General features: G+C 75.0%; 19 protein-coding genes and 1 riboswitch. Of the genes, 11 read left to right on the top strand and 8 right to left on the bottom strand.

The annotated features are described in order from the left end of the window. Positions 1-115 precede the first annotated feature (115 nt). Positions 116-1,546, top strand: a complete 1,431-nt coding sequence (gene purB, locus AC067J_RS18460) for an adenylosuccinate lyase (protein ID WP_478300394.1) — start codon at positions 116-118, stop codon at positions 1,544-1,546. Between the two features lie 7 nt (positions 1,547-1,553). On the opposite strand, the gene AC067J_RS18455 is transcribed toward purB, so the two are convergent. Continuing rightward, on the bottom strand, positions 1,554-3,104 hold the full coding sequence (locus AC067J_RS18455) for an MFS transporter (protein ID WP_478300392.1): 1,551 nt from the start codon (positions 3,102-3,104) through the stop codon (positions 1,554-1,556). A gap of 310 nt (positions 3,105-3,414) precedes the next feature. Beyond that, positions 3,415-3,574, top strand: a riboswitch (cyclic di-AMP (ydaO/yuaA leader). A 5-nt stretch (positions 3,575-3,579) separates the two neighbouring features. Here AC067J_RS18455 and AC067J_RS18450 point away from each other — a divergent pair. Beyond that, on the top strand, positions 3,580-4,596 hold the full coding sequence (locus AC067J_RS18450) for a M23 family metallopeptidase (RefSeq protein ID WP_478300390.1): 1,017 nt from the start codon (positions 3,580-3,582) through the stop codon (positions 4,594-4,596). Positions 4,597-5,274: 678 nt separating this feature from the next. Here AC067J_RS18450 and AC067J_RS18445 read toward each other — a convergent pair. Beyond that, the gene (locus tag AC067J_RS18445; protein WP_478300388.1) at positions 5,275-5,994 is read right to left on the bottom strand and encodes a DUF2470 domain-containing protein; all 720 of its coding nucleotides are present in this window, start codon (positions 5,992-5,994) and stop codon (positions 5,275-5,277) included. Between the two features lie 232 nt (positions 5,995-6,226). Here AC067J_RS18445 and AC067J_RS18440 point away from each other — a divergent pair, with 232 nt between their 5' ends. Next, on the top strand, positions 6,227-7,549 hold the full coding sequence (locus AC067J_RS18440) for an MFS transporter (protein ID WP_478300386.1): 1,323 nt from the start codon (positions 6,227-6,229) through the stop codon (positions 7,547-7,549). A gap of 120 nt (positions 7,550-7,669) precedes the next feature. Here the strand turns inward: AC067J_RS18440 and AC067J_RS18435 are convergent, their stop codons facing one another. The 3 genes from AC067J_RS18435 to AC067J_RS18425 are packed head-to-tail and all read right to left on the bottom strand — an operon-like array spanning position 7,670 to position 10,389. Next, entirely contained in the window at positions 7,670-8,077 is a 408-nt protein-coding gene (locus tag AC067J_RS18435; RefSeq protein WP_478300384.1) for a RidA family protein, read from the bottom strand. 45 nt (positions 8,078-8,122) lie between these two features. Beyond that, a complete protein-coding gene (locus AC067J_RS18430) occupies positions 8,123-8,875 on the bottom strand; it encodes an IclR family transcriptional regulator (RefSeq protein ID WP_478300382.1) in 753 nt (250 codons plus the stop codon). Beyond that, positions 8,872-10,389 carry a sugar kinase gene (locus AC067J_RS18425; RefSeq protein WP_478300380.1) on the bottom strand — a complete coding sequence of 506 codons (1,518 nt, stop codon included), beginning with the start codon at positions 10,387-10,389 and terminating at the stop codon, positions 8,872-8,874. Before AC067J_RS18425 ends, AC067J_RS18430 begins: the two co-directional genes overlap by 4 nt. A gap of 177 nt (positions 10,390-10,566) precedes the next feature. On the opposite strand from AC067J_RS18425, the gene AC067J_RS18420 reads away from it, so the two are divergent. From AC067J_RS18420 to AC067J_RS18395, 6 genes are all read left to right on the top strand, one after another. Beyond that, positions 10,567-11,892: an alanine racemase gene (locus tag AC067J_RS18420; RefSeq protein WP_478300378.1), complete on the top strand. Its 1,326-nt coding sequence runs from the start codon at positions 10,567-10,569 to the stop codon at positions 11,890-11,892. After that, complete coding sequence (locus AC067J_RS18415; RefSeq protein WP_478300376.1) at positions 11,892-13,598, top strand: N-acyl-D-amino-acid deacylase family protein; 1,707 nt, start codon at positions 11,892-11,894, stop codon at positions 13,596-13,598. The genes AC067J_RS18420 and AC067J_RS18415 overlap by 1 nt, the downstream gene beginning before the upstream one ends. Next, positions 13,595-14,254: a bifunctional 4-hydroxy-2-oxoglutarate aldolase/2-dehydro-3-deoxy-phosphogluconate aldolase gene (locus AC067J_RS18410; protein WP_478300374.1), complete on the top strand. Its 660-nt coding sequence runs from the start codon at positions 13,595-13,597 to the stop codon at positions 14,252-14,254. Before AC067J_RS18415 ends, AC067J_RS18410 begins: the two co-directional genes overlap by 4 nt. Before the next feature lie 338 nt (positions 14,255-14,592). Further along, positions 14,593-16,188 carry an alpha-amylase family glycosyl hydrolase gene (locus AC067J_RS18405; RefSeq protein ID WP_478300372.1) on the top strand — a complete coding sequence of 532 codons (1,596 nt, stop codon included), beginning with the start codon at positions 14,593-14,595 and terminating at the stop codon, positions 16,186-16,188. 131 nt (positions 16,189-16,319) lie between these two features. Continuing rightward, positions 16,320-17,477, top strand: a complete 1,158-nt coding sequence (locus tag AC067J_RS18400) for a hypothetical protein (protein ID WP_478300370.1) — start codon at positions 16,320-16,322, stop codon at positions 17,475-17,477. A gap of 207 nt (positions 17,478-17,684) precedes the next feature. Further along, positions 17,685-18,647 carry an NHL repeat-containing protein gene (locus AC067J_RS18395; RefSeq protein ID WP_478300368.1) on the top strand — a complete coding sequence of 321 codons (963 nt, stop codon included), beginning with the start codon at positions 17,685-17,687 and terminating at the stop codon, positions 18,645-18,647. Positions 18,648-18,830: 183 nt separating this feature from the next. On the opposite strand, the gene AC067J_RS18390 is transcribed toward AC067J_RS18395, so the two are convergent. Continuing rightward, positions 18,831-19,799 (bottom strand): GlxA family transcriptional regulator, encoded by a 969-nt coding sequence (locus AC067J_RS18390; protein WP_478300575.1) that lies wholly within the window; start codon positions 19,797-19,799, stop codon positions 18,831-18,833. Positions 19,800-20,096: 297 nt separating this feature from the next. Here AC067J_RS18390 and AC067J_RS18385 point away from each other — a divergent pair, with 297 nt between their 5' ends. Next, on the top strand, positions 20,097-21,053 hold the full coding sequence (locus AC067J_RS18385) for an NAD(P)-dependent oxidoreductase (RefSeq protein WP_478300366.1): 957 nt from the start codon (positions 20,097-20,099) through the stop codon (positions 21,051-21,053). After that, positions 21,050-21,733, top strand: a complete 684-nt coding sequence (locus tag AC067J_RS18380; protein ID WP_478300364.1) for a maleylpyruvate isomerase N-terminal domain-containing protein — start codon at positions 21,050-21,052, stop codon at positions 21,731-21,733. Before AC067J_RS18385 ends, AC067J_RS18380 begins: the two co-directional genes overlap by 4 nt. 85 nt (positions 21,734-21,818) lie before the next feature. Here AC067J_RS18380 and AC067J_RS18375 read toward each other — a convergent pair whose 3' ends face one another. After that, entirely contained in the window at positions 21,819-22,088 is a 270-nt protein-coding gene (locus AC067J_RS18375; protein ID WP_478300362.1) for a hypothetical protein, read from the bottom strand. Between the two features lie 204 nt (positions 22,089-22,292). Continuing rightward, positions 22,293-23,126: a (2Fe-2S)-binding protein gene (locus AC067J_RS18370; protein WP_478300360.1), complete on the bottom strand. Its 834-nt coding sequence runs from the start codon at positions 23,124-23,126 to the stop codon at positions 22,293-22,295. Positions 23,127-23,376: the final 250 nt, after the last annotated feature.

Raw genomic sequence — 23,376 nt, 5'->3', positions numbered from 1 at the left:
TGTGGTATCCTTGCGGTGGGAAGTTTGTTTTGTCGTTCTTGACGGTTGCTCAATTGCCCCAGCCTACCCGATCCGGCGCCGTTCCGGCTGACCTCGGCTGTTAGGCTTGCGAAGCGTGAGCGCGAAGCCCCAGATCCCCAATGTCCTGGCCTCCCGGTACGCCTCGGCGACCCTGGCCCAGCTCTGGTCCCCCGAGCACAAGGTGGTGCTTGAGCGCCACCTCTGGCTTGCCGTCCTGAAGGCCCAGCAGGACCTCGGCGTCGAGGTGCCGGCCACGGCCGTCGCCGACTACGAGCGAGTGATCGACCAGGTCGACCTCGGTTCGATCGCCGCCCGCGAGCGGATCACCCGGCACGACGTCAAGGCCCGGATCGAGGAGTTCAGCGACCTCGCCGGCCACGAGCAGATCCACAAGGGAATGACCTCCCGGGACCTGACCGAGAACGTCGAGCAGCTGCAGATCCGGCAGTCGCTGGAGCACGTGCGCGACCGCACGGTGGCCGTCCTGGTCCGGCTCGGCCGTCTCTCCGCCGAGCACGCCGAGCTGGTCATGGCCGGCCGCTCGCACAACGTGGCCGCACAGGCCACCACCCTGGGCAAGCGCTTCGCGACCGTCGCCGACGAGCTGCTGGTCGCCTTCCGCCGCCTGGAGGAGCTGATCGCCCGCTACCCGCTGCGCGGGATCAAGGGTCCGGTCGGCACCGCCCAGGACATGCTCGACCTGCTCGGCGGCGACACCGACAAGCTCTCCGAGCTGGAGCGCCGGGTCGCCGCGCACCTCGGTTTCGACAACGTGCTCACCAGCGTCGGCCAGGTCTACCCGCGCTCGCTGGACTTCGAGGTGCTGACCGCCCTCGTCCAGCTGTCCGCCGCGCCGTCCAGCCTGGCCAAGACGATCCGCCTGATGGCCGGCCACGAGCTGGTCACCGAGGGGTTCAAGGAGGGCCAGGTCGGCTCCTCCGCGATGCCGCACAAGATGAACACCCGCTCCTGCGAGCGCGTCAACGGCCTGGCCGTCATCCTGCGCGGCTACGCGTCGATGACCGCCGAGCTGGGCGGCGACCAGTGGAACGAGGGCGACGTCTCCTGCTCCGTGGTCCGCCGGGTCGCGCTGCCGGACGCCTTCTTCGCCTTCGACGGCCTGCTGGAGACCTTCCTGACCGTCCTCGACGAGTTCGGCGCCTTCCCCGCCGTGATCGAGGCCGAGCTGGACCGCTACCTGCCGTTCCTGGCCACCACCAAGGTGCTGATGGGCGCGGTCCGCGCGGGCGTGGGCCGGGAGACCGGGCACGAGGTCATCAAGGAGCACGCCGTCGCCTCCGCGCTCGCCATGCGTGCCGGCGCCCGGGAGAACGAGCTGCTGGACCGCCTCGCGAACGACGGGCGGATCCCGCTGGACCGGGCCGCGCTGGACGCGCTGCTGGCCGACCGGCTCTCCTTCACCGGCGCCGCCGGTGCCCAGGTCGCCGAGGTCGTCCGGCAGATCGAGGCGGTCGCGGCCGCCCACCCCGAGGCCGCCAAGTACGCCCCGGGTGACATCCTCTGACGTTCCGTCAGGCCTTCGAGGGCCCCGTCGCCGTACCGGTGGCGGGGCCCTCGCCGTGTCCGGGCGCCTCCGGCGGGACGTGGCCCGGATCCAGCTGCGGGGCGGTGGTGGCACAGGAGTAGCGGCAGTCCGGCTCGGCCACCGGGTGGTCCTCCGGGGCCAGCACGTTGCCGCGGACGGTGGCCAGGGCGGTCAGCCCGCCGGTCACCAGCAGCCCGGCGCAGATCAGCATCGCGGTGTGGAACGCCGCGTCCACCGAGGCCGGCACCTGGTAGGCGTCGCCGCTCAGCCCGGCCAGCGCGGGCAGCGCGGCGACCGCGAGCAGACCGGCCGCCCGGGCGGCGGCGTTGTTGACGCCGCTGGCGATGCCCGCGTGCCGGACCTCCACCGCCGCGAGCACCGTCGCGGTCAGCGGCGCGACCAGCAGCACCATGCCGCAGCCCATCACGGTGACGGCCGGCAGCACGTCCGTCCAGTAGGAGGCGTCGGGGCCGATCCGCAGCATCAGCAGCACCCCGGCCGCGCAGAGCAGCGGCCCGACGGTGAGCGGCAGCCGGGGGCCGATCCGCTTGCCCAGCCGGCCGGCCCGCGCGGAGAGCGCCAGCATCAGCACCGTGATCGGCACCAGGGCCACCCCGGAGACCAGCGGGGAGAAGCCGGAGACGATCTGCAGCTGCACGACGAGCAGGAAGAAGACCCCGCTGAACGCCGCGTAGACGGCGAGGGTGACCAGGTTCACCGCGGTGAACAGGCGGGAGGAGAAGAGGCCCAGCGGCAGCATCGGCTCCGGCGTGCGGCGCTCGACCAGGATGAAGGAAGCCCCCAGCAGGAGTCCGGCCGCACCGGTGAGCCAGACCCCGGGAGAGAGGCCCTCCCCGGCGGCGGTCAGTGCGTAGGTGAACGTCCCCAGGGCCAGCGCGGCCAGCACCGCGCCGAGCACGTCGAACCGCCCGGACGAGGCCTCGTCCCGGCTCTCCGGCACGTGCCGGGCGGCCACCGCGACGACCAGCACGGCCAGCGGGACGTTCAGCAGGAAGATCCACCGCCAGCCGGGCCCGTCCACCAGCCAGCCGCCGAGGAACGGGCCGACCGCCGCCGACACCCCGCCGAGACCGGACCAGAGGCCGACCGCGGTCGAGCGGTCCTCGGGGTGGAAGACCGCCTGGAGCATCGCCAGCGATCCCGGGGTGAGCAGCGCGCCGCCGATGCCCTGCACCGCGCGGGCGGCGACCAGCACCTCGATGGTGGGCGCGGCGGCGCAGGCCGCCGAGGCGGCGGCGAACCAGACCACGCCGAGCAGGAAGATCCGGCGCCGGCCGTACCGGTCGCCGAGTGCGCCGCCGAGCAGGATCAGCCCCGCCAGGGTGAGCAGATAGGCGTTCAGCGTCCATTGCAGGGCGGAGAGCGGGGCGCCGAGATCGGTGCCGATCCGGGGCAGCGCGACGTTCACGACGGTCCCGTCGAGCATCGCCAGGCTGGAACCGAGCACCGTTGCCAGAAGTACCCAGCGGCCCTGCGCGGTGCCCAACCGCAGGGTGCCGGCCTCGGAGGTGGCCACGGCCCGATCGTCCGCCCCGGGAGCCGACGTGACAAGGGTCACCGGGGGCGTGTCGGCGAATGGCTTTCCGTGAGTGATCGTGTGCGGACCGGTCCGGAAATCGGCGGAGGGTCGCGGATCAGTGGCACGCGGTGAATCGATTGTGTGCGTACTGTGCAGCTGATCATTCGGAGCGTGACGGAGCTCCGGAGTTTTGTTGTGGGTTCAAGAGATCGACATTGCTTCACCCGGACGGATGAGTTTTAGTTCAGCGACCGCCCGGCGTCAGCCCGGGTGGCCACCGGGTGGAACGCCTAGTCCTGCCGCTGCCCGGTGGTACGCAACGAACTCTGTACGGCAGGAGCGGGGGACCCAAAGGTAAGTCGCCGGACCGGAATTCGCGGTCCGGCTTGGGGTGAAGCCGCCTTGATGCGGCCGGGCAACTCCAGCCCGAACCCGACAGCTCACCTCGCAGGCGTCGGAGAGGACATCCCCCATGCCCGCACAGGCTCGTCGTATCGCCCTGCCCCGCGCCGTCCGCATCGGCATCGCCACCGCCGTCACCGGCGCCGCCTTCGCCCTTCCGCTGGTCACCACCGTCAGCGCCCAGGCCCACGAGGCTCCGGCCGCCAAGCCGCACCAGACCAGCACCTGGACCGGCGCCACCAGCGTCGACGCCGCTCCGGCCCCGGCCGCCGCTCCGGCCGCCGAGACCGCCCCGGCCGCCCCGGCCGAGGAGAGCTACAAGGTCGTCGGCGGGGACACCCTGTCGAAGATCGCCACCGCCAAGAACGTCCAGGGCGGCTGGGAGGCCCTCTACGAGCACAACCGCTCGGTCGTCGGCGCCAACCCGAACCTGATCTACCCGGGCCAGCAGCTCGCGCTCGGTGGCAAGGCCGTCGAGGCCGCGAAGCCCGCCGCGCCCGCCGCCAAGCCGCAGGCCTCGCAGGACTCGGTGAAGCCGGCCGCCAAGCCGGCCGCGCCCGCCGCGAAGCCCGCCGCCCCGGCCGCCAAGCCGGCCGCGCCCGCCGCCAAGCCGGCGCCGGTCCAGGCCGTCCAGGCCGCGAAGCCCGCCGCTCCGGCCCCGGCCCCCGTCGCCGCCTCCTCCGGCTACGTCGCCCCGCTGGCCGTCACCAAGCTCGGCACCGCGTACGGCGTCGCCGGCTCGATGTGGTCCTCCGGCCACCACACCGGCGTCGACTTCTCCGCTGCCACCGGCACCCCGCTGCGCGCCATCGCGGCCGGCACCGTGGTGAAGGCCGGCAACGGCGGCGCCTACGGCAACGAGGTCGAGATCAAGCTCGCCGACGGCAAGTACGCCCAGTACGCGCACCTGTCCTCGATCGCGGTGAAGGTCGGTCAGACCGTCACCGCCGGCCAGCAGATCGGCCTCTCCGGTGCGACCGGCAACGTGACCGGCCCGCACCTGCACTTCGAGATCCGCACCGGCTCGGAGTACGGCTCGGACATCGACCCGATCGCCTACCTGCGGGCGCACGGCGTCTCGATCTGACCGATCCGGTCGATCCGAACGGCCTGACCGATCCGGTCGGTCCGCTCGGGTGCCAGAACCACCGCTGGGTGCGGGGTGAACGACCTCCCGGGATGGTCATGTCGGGTGACCGCTCGACCGGGTGATCGCCGCACCACCAGTGGATCCACGGGCGCGGGACACGCCCGTCCGGCCGGCCCGGTTCGCGAAACCTCCTTTCGCGAACCGGGCCGGCTTTTTTTGGTTTTCGCCCCCCCTGGTGTGTTCGAGGGTCAGGTCTTTCGTCCGGTCATATTCCGTGCCGGGGTCGGGTCCGAGTCCGGGGTCGGGGCCGGGCCCGGTGGGCTTTCGAACGGACGGTGCGTCAGCGCCGATGAGCGGTTCAGCGGTGAAGGGCCGTCGATTCGGGGCGGACGAATCGGGGCGGTCGATTCGAGGCCGTCGATTCGGGGCGGACGATTTCGGGGTGCGGCCTCGGGGACGCGGCTCTGGGGCGCGGTCGACCCGGTGGGCGCTTTCGGAGTCTCCCCGCCGTTTCGTCGTCGGCGCGTGGGCGACCGGCGGAGCGCCGGGGCCGCTGCTCCGCTGGGTCGGGTGAAGTGCCGGTGCGTCAGGCCTGCTGTCGGCCGCCCCGGGTTCGGGTGCTGCCGCGTGCGGGTCCGGGGGCGCGGGGCTGGTGGATCGGTCCGGGGGTGCGGTTCAGCGCCGGTGGGCGGGTACCGCCTGCTGGGCGGCGGTCAGCAGTTGGTGCACCCGGTGGCCGAAGTCGTCCGCGTCGCGGGCCGGTTCGGGGAAGACCAGGCGGACGTCGCGGTGGCCGTGCGGGTGGTCGAGGCGGAGCACCAGGCCGTACCGGTCGAGGGCGAGCGGCCGGACGTCGGGGCGCTCGGCGAGCAGCTCCGGTTCGAGGAGGCGGGTGAGTACGGCGAGCGCGTCCGGGTGGTCGTCGGCGAGGTGGGTCAGCATGCCGGCCTCGTAGCGCGCGAGCGGGTCGGGCGTGGCGAGCGCGAGGTCGGCGCCGGTGAGCGCGCTGGTGCCGTACGGGGTGGAGAGGACGGCGTGGGCGACGTCCAGGCGGAGGTGGACGCTGAGGCCGTCGTCGGCGAGGTGGGCGAGGTGGAGGCGCCCCGCCAGCGTGAGGCGGCCGCGGACCCGGTCCCGGACGGCGACCGGGGCGATGTCGGTGAGGTCGAGGACGACGGGGAGCCCGTCCTGCTCGCGGGCGGTGGCCAGGGTGAGCGGGGCGTCGAGCGGCGCGCGCAGCCGGAGCCGGGAGCCGTGCACGGACACGGGGGTGGTGAGTTCGTGGTGCTCGCCGCAGGCGCGGACGACGACGGAGGAGGCTGCGCAGAGCAGGCTGCCGACCCGTTCGGCGGCGGTGGGCTCGGGGACCTCGGCGTCGAGGGGGGTGGGGCTCATGGCGACCTCCGGCTAGTTAGGTGAGCCTAACCTAATGACTTGCGCCGGGGCAGGCAAGGCGGCGTGGACCGTTGCGGACGGGCGAACGGGGAGTGTGGGCTGTGCGGGCAGATATGCCGCGCTTGCAAGTATCAGGCGTGCGGTCGTATTGTCGACGCTGGTAGTTGCGCATGCAATGGTCTGGTGCGCGGCTGACCGATCCCCTGCAACGCTCCGGAAAGCGATCCCCCTCATGCCCCTCGCGCTCCTGGCGCTGGCGATCAGCGCCTTCGGCATCGGCACCACCGAGTTCGTGATCATGGGCCTGCTGCCCGAGGTCGCCGGCGACTTCTCGGTGTCCATCCCCACCGCCGGCCTGCTCATCTCCGGCTACGCGCTCGGCGTCGTCGTCGGCGGGCCGCTGCTCACCGTCCTCGGCACCCGCGTCCCCCGCAAGGGCATGCTGCTGATGCTGACCGGCCTGTTCATCGCCGGGAACCTGGTCTCCGCGCTGGCCCCCGCCTTCGGGCTGCTGATGGCCGGGCGGATCCTCGCGGCCTTCGCGCACGGCGCGTTCTTCGGCATCGGCTCGGTCGTCGCCGCCGACCTGGTCGCCCCCAACAAGCGGGCCGGCGCGATCGCCCTCATGTTCACCGGGCTCACCGCCGCCAACGTGCTCGGCGTGCCGATGGGCACCCTGCTCGGCCAGCACTTCGGCTGGCGTTCCACCTTCTACGTGGTCGCCGGGCTCGGGGCGATCGGCTTCGCCGGCATCGCCGCGCTCGTCCCCGTCCAGCCCCGGCCGGAGGGTGCCCGGCTCGGCGCCGAGCTGGCCGTCTTCCGCGCCCCGCAGATCTGGCTCGCGCTGACCATGACGGTGCTCGGCTGGGGTGGCATCTTCGCGATGTTCACCTACATCACGCCGATGATGACCGAGCTCGCCGGCTTCTCCGCGTCCAGCGTCACCTGGCTGCTCTTCCTCTTCGGCGTCGGCCTCTTCGTCGGCAACCTGTTCGGCGGCTGGTTCGCCGACCGCGCGCTGATGCGCAGCCTGTACGTGATCCTCGCGGTGCTCACGGTGCTGCTGTTCGCGTTCACCTTCGCCGCGCAGAGCAAGGTCGGCGCGATCGTCACCATCCCGCTGATCGGGGTGTTCGGCTTCGCGACCGTCGCTCCGCTGCAGAAGCGGGTGATGGACCAGGCCGCGGGCGCGCCGACGCTCGCCTCGGCCGCCAACATCGCCGCGTTCAACCTGGGCAACGCGCTGGCCGCCTGGCTCGGCGGGCTGGTCATCTCGGCCGGGCTCGGCTACCAGGCGCCGAACTGGGTGGGCGGGCTGATGGCCGCCGGGGCCCTCGGGGTGACCGTGCTCTCCGGTGCGCTGGAGCGGCGCTCGGGCCTGCGCGGTGGTGGACGGGTGGTGGCGGGCGGTCCCGCGGCGGGTGGCCCGGTTGCGGGCGGTGCCGTGTCCGGCGGGGTGGCCGGTGCCGCGGGCGGGGCTGCCTCCGGCGGGGCGGCCGGTGCCGCGGCGGCCGACGTGTCGTCGGTGGGGGGAGCGGTGGCCGCCGGGCGGTGAGACCCCGGACGGGCGGTGAGACCCCGGTCGGGGCGGTGGGACCCCGGACGGGGCTGGGGACCCGGATGCGCGGAAGGGCCCGGACGAGCGTCCGGGCCCTTCCGTGTGCGGGGCGCGTGGTCAGCCGACGACCGCCTGGGCGTCGATCTCGACCAGCATCGGCTCCTGCGGCAGCTCGACGAAGATCGTGGTGCGGCAGGGCTTCACGCCGCCCGGCTTGATGTTCTCGTCGATGAACTCGGCGTACACCTCGTTCATCAGCGGGAAGTCGGCGCGCTTGGTGAGGTAGACGCGGAACATCACCACGTCCTCGATCGTGGCGCCGCCCGCCTCCACGATCGCCTTGACGTTCTCCAGCGTCCGCCGGGTCTGGGCCTTCACGTCACCGTGGAACAGGTACTCGCCGGTGGCCGGGTCCTGCGGGCCCTGGCCGGAGACCTGGAGGATCGGGCCCTTGCGGACGCCCTGGGAGAACATCCACGCCGGGGCGGGGGCGCCGTCGGTGCGGATCTCGGTCTTGTCGCTCATCGGCTTCCTTCGTTTTCCTTCGTTCCGGTGTTGCCCGGGGACCGCTCAGGTGGCGGGCGGGGTCTGGCCGCAGTCGGCGGAGACCGCCCGGGTGGTGGCGAGCAGGTGGGGCAGCAGCTCCAGCACCTGCTCGTACGGGAGGACGACGTCCGGCACCGAGATCGAGGCGGCGGCGACCACCCGGCCGCTGGCGTCCCGGATCGGCGCGGCCACGCAGTTGATGAACGCCTCGTGCTCGGCGTGGTCCTGCGCCCAGCCCTGGACGGCGACCTTCTCCAGCTCGGCCAGCAGCGCCTCGGGAGTGGTCAGGGTCCGGGCGGTGTGCGGGGTGAAGTCGATGCCGGCCACCACCCGGCGGCGCTCGGGCACCGGCAGGTCGGCCAGCAGCACCTTGGAGACGGCCGCGCTGTGCAGGGCCGCGCGCAGGCCGATCCGCGAGTACATCCGCACCGGGTGACGGGAGTCGTACTTGTCGATGTAGACCACCTCGCCGCCCTCGTACGCGGCCAGGTGGACGGTCTGGCCGGTGGCGGCGTTCAGCTCGGCCAGGTGCGGAGCGGCGATCCGGCGGACCCCGCGCTGCTCCAGGGCCAGGCCGGAGAGCGCGAAGAGCCCGGCGCCCAGGTGATAGCGGTAGGCCGGGTCGCGATAGACGAATCGTTCCTCTTCGAGGCTCTGGAGCAGCCGCAGCACGGTGGTCTTGTGCACGCCGAGCACCTCGGCGAGCTGGTCCAGGGAGCGCTCGCCCTCGCCGAGCTCGGCGAGGATGCGCAGGGCGCGGGTGACGGTCTGGCTCATCGTGCTCCAAGGGCCGGGGAGGCGGCCGGTCGGGGTTCGGCGGCACCGCCCCCGGGCGTCGGTGCCGAGGAGGGCGCGGCCGTCGTGGGAGTGGCCGGTCCGGGCGCCGCCGCCGCGGGGGCCGTCTCGGTGGGTGCGACCGCGGGCAGTACAGGGGACACGATGCCATCCGCCGAGACCCGGGTGGCTGCCCAGTCCTCCGGGGAGGCGGCGAGCAGGGCGGCGACCACCGGCTCCGGCGGCAGCTCGGCCTGGTCGCCGTGGGCGGTCAGCGCGCACGCCGCGCTCAGGTGGCCGAGCCGCAGGCGGCGCCGCTGGTCGAGGCCGCGCACCGTCCCGGCCAGGTAGCCGGCGGCGAAGGCGTCGCCCGCACCGGTCGCCTCGACCACCTCGACGGTGAGCGCCGGCTCGGTGACGGCGCTGCCGTCCCGCTCCAGGGCGGTGACCAGCCGGGCGGCGTCCTTGACCACCACGGTGGCGGGGGAGGGGAAGCGGTGGCGCAGCGCGTGCGGGTCGCCGGTACCGAAGGCGGCCTCGGCCTCGTCGGCGCCGAGCAGCAGCAGGTCGGCCGCGTCCAGCAGCGGCGGGAGCACCGAGACGTCGCGGTCGCGCCAGAGCGCCGGGCGCCAGTTGAGGTCGAAGCTGACCAGCCGGCCCGGGCGGCGGTCGGCGAGCAGGGCGCGGAGCAGGGCCAGGCAGTCGTCGGAGAGCGCCGCGGTGATGCCCGACAGGTGCAGCAGTCGGGCCCCGGCCAGCAACCGGGCGGCGGCCGGGTCGGCGAGCAGCGCCGGGGAGAGCGCGGCGGCGGCGGAACCGCGCCGGTGGTAGTGGAGCCGGCTGCGGCCCGGCCCGAGGTCGTGCCGGTTGCCGCTGGAACCGCCGACCTCCTTGAGGTAGAGGCCGGTCGGGCGGTGCGGGTCGACGGCGACCGCCGACACGTCCACCCCCCGTGCGGTGAGTTCGCCGAGCAGGCGGCGGCCGAAGCCGTCGTCGCCGACCCGGCTGACCCAGGCGCTCGGCACGCCCAGCGCGGCCAGGGCGCCCGCCACGTTCGACTCGGCGCCGCCGACGGAGAGCCGGAACGCCTCCACCGACTCCAGGGGGCCGGGCCGGTCGGGCAGCAGGACGGCCATCGACTCGCCGACGCAGACGGCGATCGGGGCGGCGGGGGTGGGGGCGGGTGCGGGCGCGGGGGCGGTGGGTGGGAGTGGGATGAGGTGGGGGGTGGCGTCGGTGTCGGTGTTGGTGCTGGCGGCGGTGCTGATGCCCGCGGGGTGGTGGGGTGCCTCGGGGGCGGCCGTGGCCGGTGTGGCGTCGGGTGCCTCCGGCCCGGTGGCGGCCGGCCCGGTCGTGTCTGCCCCGTTGGTCTCCGAGCCGCCGGCCGCCGCCCCGGGTGCCGCTGCGCCGTGTGCCTCCGCTCCGGGTGCCTCCGGCCCGGTCGCCGACGGGCCGCCCGGCGACGGGGTACCGGGCGTGGGGGTGCCCGGGCTCACGGCGGCGTCCTGTCGTGGCATCTGCTGGGCTCCTCGGGGTGCTGCGGCCGGCCGGGTGGGGGTGCTGCGGCCGACCGGGTGGCCCGCCTGCCGGGGGCGACCGTCGTTGACCTTCGTCCGGCGCCGATGCTAGAACCGTGCTGCCAGCATGTGCAACCCTCGTTGCACATGTTGCAACACGGCAAATGGAGGAAGACGGTGGACCAGACCTTCGCAAGCAGCGGCACCGGGCCGGGCATCGACACCGCGGCGGTGGCGGCCCTCGCCGACGAGTCGCTCGACTGGCGGTTCAAGGCGCTGCCACCCGCAGCCTGGGGCCTGAGCGTCCGCGACTACCTCGCCACCGGCCCCGCCCTCGACGACCTCGGCACCCCGCTGCTCACCCTCGACGCCGGTGCGCTCGACCACAATCTGCGGACCATGGCCGCCTGGTGCGCCGATGCCGGACTGGCGCTCGCCCCGCACGGCAAGACGACCATGGCCCCCGTGCTCTGGCAGGCCCAACTGGCCACCGGGAGCCACGGCATCACCCTCGCCAACCTGCCGCAGGTCAGGGTCGCGCGAGCCTTCGGCGTCCAGCGGGTGCTGCTCGCCAACACCCTGCTCGACCCGGCCGGCCTCGGCTGGCTGGCCGGCGAACTGGCCGCCGAGCCCGCCTTCGCCTTCACCTCCTGGGTGGACTCCGCCGCGAGCGTCCGGCTGATGGACGAGGCGCTGCGCGCGGCCGGTGCCGAGCGGCCGGTCGAGGTGCTGGTCGAACTCGGCGGCCCGGGCGGGCGGACCGGGACGCGCACCGTCGACGAGGCCGTCGAGGTCGCCGCCGCCGTGCTGCGCGCGCCCACGCTGCGGCTGGCCGGGATCGGCGGCTACGAGGGCGCCCTGGCCCACGACGCGAGCGAGGACGGCCTCGCCGCCGTCCGCTCCTACCTGCGGAGCCTCGCCGAACTGCACGGGCGGCTGGCGAGCGCCTACGCCGACGGCTCGGCGCCCGTCGTGACGGCCGGTGGCAGCGCCTACTTCGACCTGGTGGCCGAGGAGTTGGGGTCACTGCGGGACGCGTTCGTGGTGCTGCGCTCCGGCGCGTACATCGCCCACGACGACGGCTTCTACCGGGGGATCTCCCCGCTCGCCCGGGGCGCGGGTGCCCCGGGGCCGGCGGGCGCCGGCGCGGCGCCGTTGCGCAGTGCGCTGCACGGGTGGGCCCGGGTGGTCTCCCGGCCCGAGCCGCAGCTGGCGCTGCTGGACGCCGGAAAGCGTGACCTGCCGTTCGACGAGGGGCTCCCCGAGCCGCAACTCGTCCGGGGTGGAGCCGAGTTGACCGGTACGGCGGCGCGGATCACCGCACTCAACGACCAGCACGCCTTCCTTCGGGACGCCGGCGACCTCGCGCCGGTCGGAGCCGTGCTGCGGCTGGGTGTCTCGCACCCGTGCACCGCCTTCGACAAGTGGACGCTGATCCCGGTGCTGGACGACGCCTCGGCGGCCGAGCCGAAGGTCACCGGGCTGGTCAGGACGTTCTTCTGATGAGTCGACGGGACGGGCAGGACGGGCGGGACCTGAAGGGCGGGCAGGGCGGGCGGGGCGGGCAGGCGGAGCGGGACGGGCGGGGCACGGGTGGCGGCGGCCGTCGGGAGGTGGTCTTCAAGGGGGCCACGGTCGTCGACGGCACCGGCGCCGACCGGTACCGGGCCGACGTCCGGATCGCCGACGGGATGATCGCCGAGATCGGCCACGGTGTGGACGGGGCACGGGTGGTGGACGCCACGGGGCTGGTGCTGGCTCCCGGGTTCATCGACATGCACGCCCACTCCGACCTGGCCCTCCTGCTCGAACCCGAGCACCCGGCCAAGGTCACCCAGGGCGTCACCTGTGAGGTCCTCGGCCAGGACGGACTCTCCTACGCCCCGGTCGACGACCGCACGCTGCCCGCGCTGCGCCGCCAGATCGCCGGCTGGAACGGCGACCCGGAGGGCTTCGACTGGGACTGGCGGACGGTCGGCGGCTACCTGGACCGGCTGGACCGGACCGGCCCCGCCGTCAACGCCTGCTACCTGGTGCCGCACGGATCGCTGCGGACGCTCGCCGTCGGCTGGGACAACCGCGCCCCCACCGCCGCCGAACTCGACCGGATGCGCGCCCTGTTGGCGCAGGGGCTGGCCGAGGGCGCGGTCGGGATGTCCAGCGGGCTCACCTACACGCCCGGGATGTACGCCGACACCGCCGAACTGGTCGAGCTCTGCCGTGTGGTCGCCGAGTACGGCGGCTTCCACGCCCCGCACCAGCGGTCCTACGGCGCGGGCGCGCTGGAGGGCTACGCGGAGATGGTGGAGATCGCCCGGCGGTCCGGCTGCCCGCTCCACCTGACCCACGCCACCATGAACTTCGGCGTCAACCGGGGCCGGGCCGGTGAACTGCTCGACCTCGTCGACCGGGCACTCGGCGACGGCGTGGACCTCACCCTGGACAGCTACCCCTACCTGCCCGGATCCACCACCCTGGCCGCGCTGCTGCCCAGTTGGTCCACCGAGGGCGGCCCGCGCGCCACCCTCGAACGGCTCGGCGACCCGGCGGCGCGCGAGCGGATCCGGTACGAGGTGGAGGAGAAGGGCAGCGACGGCTGCCACGGCGTGGTCACCGACTGGGCCACCGTCCAACTCTCCGGCGTCCGCAACCCGGAACTGGCCGGCGCCGTCGGCCGGACCGTCGCCGAACTCGCCGCCGAACAGGCCCGCAGCGGAACGGAGGTCTTCCTCGACCTGCTGCTCCGTGACGAGTTGGCCACCAGCATCCTCCAGCACGTCGGCCACGAGGAGAACGTCCGGGCGATCATGCGCCACCGCGTGCACACCGTCGGCAGCGACGGACTCCTGGTCGGCGCCCGGCCGCACCCGCGCGCCTGGGGCACCTTCCCCCGGTACCTGGCCCGCTACAGCAGGGACTCGGGCGTGCTCACGCTGGAGGAGGCCGTCGCCCGGATGACCGGACGGCCCGCCGCCCGGCTCCGGCTGGACCGGCGGGGCCGGATCGCCCCCGGTCACCACGCCGACCTCGTCCTGTTCGACCCGGAACGCGTCCAGGACACCGCCACCTTCGACCAGCCGCGGCGGCCCGCCGTCGGCATCGAGCACGTCTACGTCAACGGCACCGCCGTCGTCCGGCAGGGCCGCACCACGGGCGCCCGCCCGGGGCGCGCCCTGCGCCGCACCGAACGAGGAACCCGAGCCGCATGAACCCTGAGTCCGTCACCGCCGATCCCGCCGTGGTCGCCGCCACCCGCGCGGCCCTGGCCGCCGAGCCGGTGATCGCGGTCGTCCGCGCCCCCCGGATACCCGATGCCGCGAAGCTCTGTGCCGCACTCGCCGAAGGCGGGATCACCTGGACCGAACTCACCTTCACCACACCGGATGTGACGACCCATCTGAAGCGCGCCGCACAGGCCGGCTGGCGGGTCGGGGTCGGCACCGTGCTGACCGCCGAACAGGCCGAGCGGGCGCTCGCCGCCGGCGCCTCGTTCCTGGTCACCCCCGGCGTGCGGCCCGAGGTGGCGAGGGCCGCGCACGCCGCCGGGGCGCCGGTCGTGCTGGGTGCGCTCACCCCGACCGAGGTGGCCCGGGCGGTCGACCTGGGCGCCGCCGCCGTGAAGATCTTCCCCGCGCGGGCGTTCGGCCCCGGCTACTTCAAGGACCTGCGCGGACCGTACCCGGACGTTCCGCTGGTCGCCTCCGGCGGCGTCAACGCGGGCAACGCGGGGGAGTTCCTCGGCCAGGGCGCGCTCGCGGTCTGCGCGGGGACGGACGTGGTGCCGCCGGACGCGGTCGCGGCCGGGGACTGGGCGGAGATCACCCGGAGGGCGAAGGCGTTCACGCAGGCCTGCGCGGCGCGGTAGCGGCGGGGAGGTCCCCCGGAGCCCGGGCGCCCCGACCGAGGACGCCTGGGCTCCGGGGTCCCGACGTCCCGGTGCCCTGGCGTCTTCTGGGTCCGGCGCCCTCGGTGTCCAGGGGCAGCCGGGGGCGGGAGCGGTTCGGGAGGGGTGCGGTGCGCGGGAGAGGGGTGCGGGAGGGGCGCTGGAACGGCGCGGGAGGGGCGCGGGGCGACCGGGGGGCTCCTCCCACGGCAGGCCCCCCGGACCTGCCCCGGGGCCGGGAGTGGCCGCTGCGGACTGTTGGGACGGCCGGGATTCAACGAGAATCGATAGCCCCCGGCACCCGGCAGGAGGATCCACCCATGACCTCGACCCGCCCCGGCCCCGACTGGCTGGCCGACGCCGTCCTCTACCAGATCTACCCGCAGACCTTCGCCGACTCCGACGGCGACGGGATCGGCGACTTCGCGGGCATCACCGAACACCTCGAACACCTCGCCTGGCTGGGTGTCGACACGGTCTGGCTCAACCCGTGCTTCGCGTCGCCGTTCCGCGACGCCGGGTACGACGTCGCCGACTACCTCGCGCCCGCACCGCGCTACGGAAGCGCCGAGGACCTCGCCGCCCTGGTCGAGGCCGCGCGGCGCAAGGGCATCCGGGTCCTGCTGGACCTGGTCGCCGCCCACACCTCGGACCGCCACCCGTGGTTCCTGGCCGCCGCCGAGGACCCGTCCGACCACCGCTACATCTGGTCCGACCGACCGGTGGACGGCTTCGTCGCCTCGCCCGGCGCCCGCCCAGGCTGGTACCGGCCCAACTTCTTCGACTGCCAGCCGTCCCTCAACTTCGGCTACGCACGCGAGAATTCCGACCAGCCCTGGCGCCAGCCGGTGGACGCCGAAGGCCCGCGCGCCAACCGTGCCGCGCTGCGCGGGATCATGGACCACTGGCTCGGCCTGGGCCTGAGCGGATTCCGGGTCGACATGGCCTCCTCGATGGTCAAGGACGACCCCGGCTTCGCCGAGACCGGCAAGCTCTGGACCGAACTGCGCGACTGGCTCGACCGCACCCACCCGCAGGCCGCCCTGTTCGCCGAGTGGGGCGACCCGGCGGCCGCCGTGGGGGCCGGGTTCCACGCGGACTTCTTCCTCCAGTTCGGCGGCGCGGACCAGGGGCTGCCGCTGCGCTCGCTCTGGAACAACAACGCCGGGACGGTCGAGGAGTACTGGAAGCAGGGCCCCTGCTACTTCGAGGCCGACGGACGCGGCACGCCGCAGGTCTTCCTGGACGCCTGGCGCTCGGCCGCCGAACTCACCGAAGGCGCCGGGTACATCGCGCTCCCCACCGCCAACCACGACTTCTCCCGGCTCTCCACCGGGCCGCGCACCGAAGAGCAACTCGCCGCGGCCTTCGCCCTGTTGCTCACCTGGCCCACGCTGCCCGCCGTCTACTACGGCGACGAGATCGGCATGCGCTACCTGCCCGGGCTCCCCGACGTCGAGGGCAGCGTGCTCGGCCCGCACTACAACCGGGCCGGCTCGCGCACCCCCATGCAGTGGACGCCCGGCCCGAACGCGGGCTTCTCGAAGGCCCCGGCCGAGCGCCTCTACCTGCCCGTCGACCCCGACCCGCACCGGCCCGACGTCGCCACCCAGCGGGCCGACCCGACCTCGCTGCTGCACACCGTGCGGCGGCTGATCGGGCTGCGCCGGGCGCACCCGGGGCTGGGCGCCGCGGGGTCGGTGGAGGTCCGGCACGCCGGGTACCCGCTGGTGTACGCCCGGGCCGGGCGCTACCTGGTGGCGGTCAACCCGCGGCGGGAGCCCGCGGTGGTGGCGCTGGACGGCGCGGTGCCGGAGGGCCTGGCGGCCCGGCCGCTGGACGTCCAGGGCGTGCGGGTGGCCGGCGGCGAGCTGCGGGCGGACGGCTTCTCGTACGGGGTCTTCGAGCTGGGCTGACGCCCGCGGGAGGGAAGGGGCGGTGATCGGGGGCGGGCTTTCGTCCGCCCCCGAAGTGGTTGTAGACTGCATCCAGATGGTTGCATTTACCATCCTTTGTCGAGGTCGCCACCCGGAGGACGGACCACCCCATGAGCACACCCCGGACCACCGCCGCAGCTCCCGACCCGGGGCACTCGCTCAAGCACCTGGCCGTCCACCTGCTCACACCACTGCTGATGTGCCTCGGCATGGCGCTCGCCTACCAGGGCGCGTTCCACCAGCCCGAGCCCAACCACCTCAAGGTCGCCGTCGTCGGCACGACCGAGCAGGCGCGCGGACTGGCCCACGCCGTCCAGGCCCGGGCCGGCTCCGCCCTGGACGTCGCCACCCTGCCGGACCGGGCCGCCGCCGAGCGGCAACTGCACGACCGCGAACTGGTCGGCGCCTTCCTCCCGGACGGCCGGCACCCCGAACTGCTGGTGGCCAAGGCGGGTTCGGACACGTCGGCGATGGCCGCCGAGAAGGTGTTCCAGCGCGTCACCGCGGAACAGGGCGTGCCGCTGGCCGTCACCGACCTCGCCGCCCCGAGCGAGGGGGATCCGACCGGCCAGGGCCTGTTCTTCCTCCTGGTCGCGCTCAGCATCGGCTCCTACGGGAGCGTCGCGGTGATCGGTGCGGCCGGTGCGGCGCTGAGCATGCGGATCCGGGTACTGGTCGGGCTGGCGACGTCGCTGGCGGTGAGCCTGATCGGGATCCTCACCGCCGGGCCGGTCTTCCACGTCGTGGACCACGACCCGGCGGGCGTGTGGGCGCTCGGCTGGCTCTACTCGGCCGGCGTGATCGGCGTCGGTATCGGACTGCACACCTTCCTGAAGCGGTGGACCACGCTGGTGATGATGGTGCTGTTCGTGATGCTGAACTTCACCAGCTCCGGCGGCGTCTACCGGCCCGACCTGCAGAACGGCTTCTTCGGCGCGCTGCACTCGTTCTGGGCCGGCGCCGGCTTCCTGGAGGGCGCGCGCAGCCTGCTGTACTTCGACAGCGGCGCCGGGTTCGGCGGCCACCTGCTGACGCTGGTGCTGTGGCTGGCCCTGGCCGGTGCGCTGGTGGCGGGCGCTGCGCTGTTCGAGAGGCGCGGCTCTGCGGCGTTGGGAGCGGCGTTGGGAGCGGCGGTGGGAACGGAGGCGGGAGCGGCAGCAGGAGCGCGTCGGCGGGCGGCCGGGGGCGGGGCCGATGGTGGGGCCGATGGTGGGGCCGGGGTCGATGGTGGGGCGGAGGAGGAGATGGAGGAGACGGTCGCGGTCTGACCGCCTCTGCGGGGACGGGACGGGCCGGGAGGGGGACGGGACGGGAATGGGGGACGGGGCGGGACCGACCGGGGGATCCTCCCGGCGGCACGGTTCGCCGCCGCCGGAGTGTCCGCTTCCGCCGTGCTCTGCTGACGGAGGACGCCACCCCGGCGCCCCCGCCCCCCCACCCCCGGGGCCGCGCCGACCACCGAGGAGTACCCCCTCATGCCCCGACCGTCCCGCCTCGCCCGGCTGCTCGGTGCGGCCCCCGCCGCCCCCTTCGCGCTGGCACTGCTGGCGGCCACCCCGGCCGTCGCCGTCGCGCCGCCGCTCTCCCAGCCCCGGATCGTCGCCCACTTCGACCTGGCCCGGGGGCAGCAGCCAGAGAACATCGCGGTGGAGCCCGACGGCTCGGTGGACCTCACCCTGTCCTTCGCCCGCCAGCTCGGCCGGGTCGGCCCCGACGGGCACCTGACCGTCCTCGCCACCCTGCCGGCCCCCGATCGGCCGGCCACCCCGCTGCTCGGCGCGGCCGTGGTCTCCGGCCTCGCCCGCGCCCACGACGGCACCCTCTACTTCGCCTACGCCACCGGCACGGAGGACCTCACCGGCCTGTGGCGGCTCTGCCCGGGCGGGGAGCCCGAGCGGATCTCCGCCCTCCCCGCCGACAGCCTGCCCAACGGCCTCGCGCTCGACGAGCAGGCGGGCCTGCTCTACTCCGCGGACTCGGCGCTCGGCCTGGTGCGGGCCGTCCCCGTGGGCGGCGGCGCCCCGACGGTCTGGTCCGACGACGCCCTGCTCAAGCCCGTCACCGCCTTCGGCGCCAACGGCCTCAAACTGCACGCCGGCGCCGTCTGGGTCGGCAACACCGACGCCGGCACGCTGCTGCGCATCCCGATCGGGGCGGACGGCGCCGCCGGCCCGGCCGAGACCCGCGCCACCGGCCTCGACGGCCTCGACGACTTCGCCTTCCCCGGTCCCGGCGACGAGCTGATCGCCGCCCTGAACCCCTCCAGCGAGGCCGTGTTCATCGCCGGGGACGGCAGTCGCCGCACCGTGCTCACCGCGGAGGACGGCCTCTCCAACCCCACCTCGGTCGGCATCCGCGGGGACAGGGTGTTCGTGGCGAGTGCGGCGTTCTTCACCCTGAACGACCCCAACCTGACGGCCGCGACGCTGGAGCGGTAGGCGGGGTGGTGCGGTGGGGGCTCCCGTCTCCCGGGGCGGGGCACCCGCCGCCGGGGCCGCCTCGGCAGGGGCGCCTCCGTCGGGGCCGCCTCTGCTGGGCCGGCTCCACCGGGGCACTTCCGCCGGGGGTGGTGACGGGTCGGATCGGGGCGCGGGATCGCCCGGGCGCCCGGCAGTCGTCGTTCAGCGGACGGCGGTCGACGCCCGGGCGGCGAACGCGCGCCGGTAGTCGGTGGGCGAGACGCCGACGCGCGCCGTGAAGTGGCGGCGGAGGTTGGCCGCGCTGCCGAGGCCGCTGAGCCCCCCGATCCGCTCGACCGGCAACTCGGTGCTCTCCAGCAGGGACTGGGCGAGCGCGAGCCGCTGGTGCAGCAGCCACTGCAGCGGGGTGGTGCCGGTGGCGGCCTGCAGGCGGCGGAAGAAGGTCCGCGGACTCATCCGTGCCTGCCGGGCCAAGTCGTCGACGGTGAGCGGCCGTTCGAGGTTGGCGGTGGCCCACTGGAGGACCGGGGCGAGGCTGTCGTCGTCCGCGACCGGCACCGAGAGGTCCACGAACTGGGCCTGCCCGCCCGGTCGGTGCGCCGGAACCACCATCCGCCGGGCGAGCTGGTTGGCCACCCTCGCGCCGAGGTCGCGCCGGACGATGTGCAGGCAGAGGTCCAGCCCGGCGGCCACTCCCGCGCTGGTCAGCACATCGCCGTCATCCACGTAGAGCACGCTGTCGTCGACGGTGACGTCCGGGTACCGCTCGGCCAGATCGGCGGTGTGCGACCAGTGCGCGGTGGCCCGCCGCCCGTCGAGGATGCCGGCGGCCGCGAGCGCGAACGCGCCGGTGCACAGTGAGACCATGCGTGCCCCTGCGGCCGCCGCGCGCCGCAGTTCCGCGACGAGCGCCGGCGGCACCTCGCGGTCCCCGGTGACGCAGGCGTCCGGGACGGAGGTGACGACCACGGTGTCCGCGTCCGCGAGGGCGTCCCAGCCGTACTCGGCGCGGAGGGAGAAGCCGAACGCGGGTGCGGCGGGTGCGGTGGATGCGGTGGGGGTGGTCGGTGCGCTCGGTGCGGCCGGTACGGGCTTCTCGGCGCAGAGGCGCAGGTCGTACCAGCGGTCGGCCAGGTCGGGCTGGGGGATGCCGAACACCGCGCAGGCCATGCCGAGTTCGTAGAGGTCCCAGAGCGGGATGTCGGCGTGGTCGAGGACGGCGACCGCGACGGTGCCCGGGGCGGTGGGCCGCGAGGCGACGGCCGGTGGTGGGGCGTCGGGTGCGGAGGCGTCGGGCGCGGAGGAGTCGGGCATCGGGGCGGTCGGCGGCGAGGCGGTCATGGCGCGTTCCTCCTGGCAGGAATGGTGCGGCAAAGGGCAATCCTGCCACTGTCGGTGCCGCGGGCCCGGCTGTGAGGGTGGTCCTCGTCGATCAAGACCGTTGTCCGTCCCTCTGGAGCACTCCCCATGTCGCACAGCCCTGTCCACGTCCCTGTTCCCGGCCCCGCCCCTGCTTCTGCTGCCGTCGCCGTGCCCGCCGTCGTCCCCGCCTCCGTCTCCGTCCCGGAACCCGTCACCGTCCTCGGCCTCGGCGCCATGGGCACCGCGCTGGCAGGAGCGCTGCTCGACGCGGGCCACCCCACCACCGTCTGGAACCGCTCCGCCGCCAAGGCCGAGCCGCTGGTCGCCCGCGGCGCCGCCCACGCCGCCACCGCGGGTGAGGCGGTCACGGCGAACGAGCTGATCGTCGCCTGCGTCCTCGACTACGCCGCGCTCCGGGAGGTCCTGGCCGGGCAGGAGGAGGCCCTCGCCGGGCGCACGCTGGTCAACCTCACCTCCGGTTCGCCCGAGCAGGCCCGCGAGTTCGCGGGGTGGGCGGCCGGACACGGACTCGGCTACCTGGACGGCGCGGTCATGATCACCCCGCCCGGCATCGGCGGCCCCGACGCGATGCTGCTCTACAGCGGTGACGCCGGCACGCTCACCCGGTACCGGGCCGCCCTCGCCGTGTTCGGGGACCCCGTCGACCTCGGCCGGGACCCGGGGGCCGCGAGCCTGTACGACGCGGCGCTGCTCGGCCTGATGTGGTCGGCGCTCAGCGGCTGGCTGCACGGCGCGGCGCTGGTCGGCGCCGACGGGGTGGCGGCCGCCGACTTCACGCCGGTCGCCAACCGTTGGCTCTCCGGCGCCGTCACCGGTTTCGTCACCCGGTACGCGGCCCAGGTCGACGCCGGACGCTACCCCGGCGACGACGCCAGCCTCGACGTCCACCGCGCCGCGATGGCCCACCTGCTGCACGCCGGTCGGGTACGAGGTCTCGACACCGCGCTGCCCGAGCTGCTCGCCGGCCACGTCGACCGGGCCATCGCCGCCGGTCACGGCGCCGACAGCTACGCCCGCCTGGTCGAGGTGATCGGCAAGTGACGGCGCTCCGGGCTTCCCGGGCTTCCCGGGCCTCCCGGGTCGACTGGCCCGGTCTCGTCACCGAAGCCGCTGCCACGACCTCCGCCGTCCTGGCCGAGGCCGCCGACGCCGACTGGACACGGCGCCCGGCGGGCAGCGAGTGGACCTGCCGTGCGACGCTCGACCACCTTGCGCTCGGGGTGCTCGGCTACGCGGGCCTCCTCACCGCGCGGCCGACCGACCGGTACATCGCCCTGTTCGGTTCGCTGGACCCGGCCGCGCCCGTCCCGCACTGCCTGGAGGGCCTGCGCATCGCCGCCGCCCTGCTGGCGGCCACCGTCCGCGACGCGCCGCCGGAGGCCCGGGCCTGGCACCCCTGGGGGCACTCGGACGCCCCCGGCTTCGCCGCCATGGGGGTGGTCGAACTCCTCGTCCACGGCTGGGACCTGGCCGGTGCGCTGGGCGTGGACGGGGGCCTGGGCGGGGTCGGGGCCGGGGACCTCGGTGGCGCCAGGGCGGGGGCCCGTGCCGGGGCTCTCCCGGAGCGGCTGGCCGCACCGGCGGTGGCCCGGCTGTTCCCGGAGGCGCCGACCGGCTTCGCTGCCGGGGGGACGCTGCTGTGGTGCACGGGGCGCGTCGCGCTGCCCGGCCTCGGACGGCGGCCGCCCGGGGAGTGGAGCTGGGACGGGCGGGTGCGGTAGCGGCGGGCGGTGGGCACGGCGGGCCGGTGCACCCGGAGTACCCGGAACGCCCCGTGCGCCGGGCCTTCCCGGCCCGGTGCACGGGTCAGGCGTGCCGACCGGCGGTGCGGTGGAGCAGGCCGCGGACGGTGCCGCTGAACCCGCCGGCCGCCCAGAGGAGGGCGGCGAACGGCGCGAGGTAGGAGGGCCAGGCGAGCAGACCGACGGCCAGCGCCGTACCGAGCACCGCCAGCCCTCCGGCCACGGCGGTCAGGGCGGGCGGGAACCGGGTCGCCGACCGCGTGGCGGCGAGGCCCAGCCAGTGCGCGGCCCCGGCGGTGAGCAGCGCCGCCGGGACGAAGAGTACGAACAGCACACCGGGACGATAGCCCGAGGCCGGGTCGGGCCTGGGAGCCGGTCCCGGACCTGGTCCTGGTTCTGGTTCTGGCCCCCGGGAGACCGGACGGCGCGGGTCCGGGGCGGCATACGGGCCCTCCGGTCCGCGGACGACGAGGCGGCAGGGGCCCGAGGCGCGGCCGAGCGGTGCTCGCCGGCCTGGCGTCCGCCGGGAGGTCGTTGCTCAGGAGCGGCGTGGCGTGCGGGTGAAGCAGCAGTCGCCGCAGACGCCCGCCTGCGGGCCGACGCGGTAGTAGAGGCAGCAGCTGTTGCGGCGGAACGCGGTGCCGCCGAGCGCGCCGGGACGTCCGGGGATCCCGGGGACCCGGGTCGCGAGCAGCGTGCCGGCGCCGGCGAGCGGTGGCCGGTCGAGCACCTGGGCGACGAGGGCACGGGCCCGGGCGGGCCCGTGGGGCGCGGCGGCGCTGTCCGGCTGCGCGGCGGTGTGCGCGTCGAGCATCCGCAGGGCGCCGGCGAGGGCCGATGCGGTGTTGCCCCGGAGCAGCCCGTCGGGCAGCGGGACCGTCGCCCTGACGGCTGCTTCCAGGGCCGTCAACTGCCCTTCGACGACGGTCCGGTGGAAGCGGTCGACCAGGGAGCCCCGGTCCGACTGGGTGGGTCCGTACGGCGTCCAGAGGTCGATCGGCCCCTGTTCGGGGACCCGGACCTGCGCCCGGTCGGGGTCCAGCTCGGGCACCTCGCCGAGCAGGACGGCCGCGCCGAGGCCCACCGAACAGAACCTGGCGGCCAGGCCGAGGTGCAGGATCGACGCGGCCACCCGGGCTTCCGCCGTCCCGAGCCGCTGAGCGACCTCCCGCACGCGGCCCGCCAGCAACCCGTCCGGGCCGGGGGCGTAGAGGTCCCGCAGCGGCCGGAAGCCCGGGGGCGGGCCCTGGTCGGGGGAGCCGGCGACGTCGAGGGCGAAGTAGGGGCTGACCGCGGTGAGCCGGTCGTAGTCCGGCGGGCCGTTCGGGCCGGGGCGTGGCGGGACGCCGGGGGACGTACGGGCCTGGGGCATCGGGCGGGTCCTCCGGTTCCGTGCGGCGTGGCGCGAGGTGACGTGCGGCGTGGCGCGGGGCGTCGTGCGGTGGGGCGCGGCGGCGCGGGCTCGGCCGCGGACGGTGAAGCCGCCGGCGGCGCCACGGATGAACGGTACCGTGCTCCGGCGGTCGGAGAAGGGTCTCCCGGCCGCAGCCCGGAGCCGCCCCCGGCGGGCGGTCGGCGGCCGTCATCCCTCCCGCCCGGAGAGGGACTTGCCCCGGCCGGGA

The sequence above is a fragment of the Kitasatospora sp. NPDC042419 genome (assembly GCF_056437345.1).
Note: the sequence above shows the minus strand (reverse complement) of the source record. Positions and strands in the feature narration are given on the sequence as shown.

Excerpts from the sequence above, each read along its gene's own strand:
- AC067J_RS18450 (WP_478300390.1), top strand. The coding sequence starts at position 3,580 with ATGCCCGCACAGGCTCGTCGTATCGCCCTGCCCCGCGCCGTCCGCATC.
- AC067J_RS18445 (WP_478300388.1), bottom strand. The coding sequence starts at position 5,994 with ATGAGCCCCACCCCCCTCGACGCCGAGGTCCCCGAGCCCACCGCCGCC.
- AC067J_RS18440 (WP_478300386.1), top strand. The coding sequence starts at position 6,227 with ATGCCCCTCGCGCTCCTGGCGCTGGCGATCAGCGCCTTCGGCATCGGC.
- AC067J_RS18435 (WP_478300384.1), bottom strand. The coding sequence starts at position 8,077 with ATGAGCGACAAGACCGAGATCCGCACCGACGGCGCCCCCGCCCCGGCG.
- AC067J_RS18430 (WP_478300382.1), bottom strand. The coding sequence starts at position 8,875 with ATGAGCCAGACCGTCACCCGCGCCCTGCGCATCCTCGCCGAGCTCGGC.
- AC067J_RS18425 (WP_478300380.1), bottom strand. The coding sequence starts at position 10,389 with ATGCCACGACAGGACGCCGCCGTGAGCCCGGGCACCCCCACGCCCGGT.
- AC067J_RS18415 (WP_478300376.1), top strand. The coding sequence starts at position 11,892 with ATGAGTCGACGGGACGGGCAGGACGGGCGGGACCTGAAGGGCGGGCAG.
- AC067J_RS18410 (WP_478300374.1), top strand. The coding sequence starts at position 13,595 with ATGAACCCTGAGTCCGTCACCGCCGATCCCGCCGTGGTCGCCGCCACC.
- AC067J_RS18405 (WP_478300372.1), top strand. The coding sequence starts at position 14,593 with ATGACCTCGACCCGCCCCGGCCCCGACTGGCTGGCCGACGCCGTCCTC.
- AC067J_RS18400 (WP_478300370.1), top strand. The coding sequence starts at position 16,320 with ATGAGCACACCCCGGACCACCGCCGCAGCTCCCGACCCGGGGCACTCG.
- AC067J_RS18395 (WP_478300368.1), top strand. The coding sequence starts at position 17,685 with ATGCCCCGACCGTCCCGCCTCGCCCGGCTGCTCGGTGCGGCCCCCGCC.
- AC067J_RS18390 (WP_478300575.1), bottom strand. The coding sequence starts at position 19,799 with ATGGCCTGCGCGGTGTTCGGCATCCCCCAGCCCGACCTGGCCGACCGC.
- AC067J_RS18385 (WP_478300366.1), top strand. The coding sequence starts at position 20,097 with ATGTCGCACAGCCCTGTCCACGTCCCTGTTCCCGGCCCCGCCCCTGCT.
- AC067J_RS18370 (WP_478300360.1), bottom strand. The coding sequence starts at position 23,126 with ATGCCCCAGGCCCGTACGTCCCCCGGCGTCCCGCCACGCCCCGGCCCG.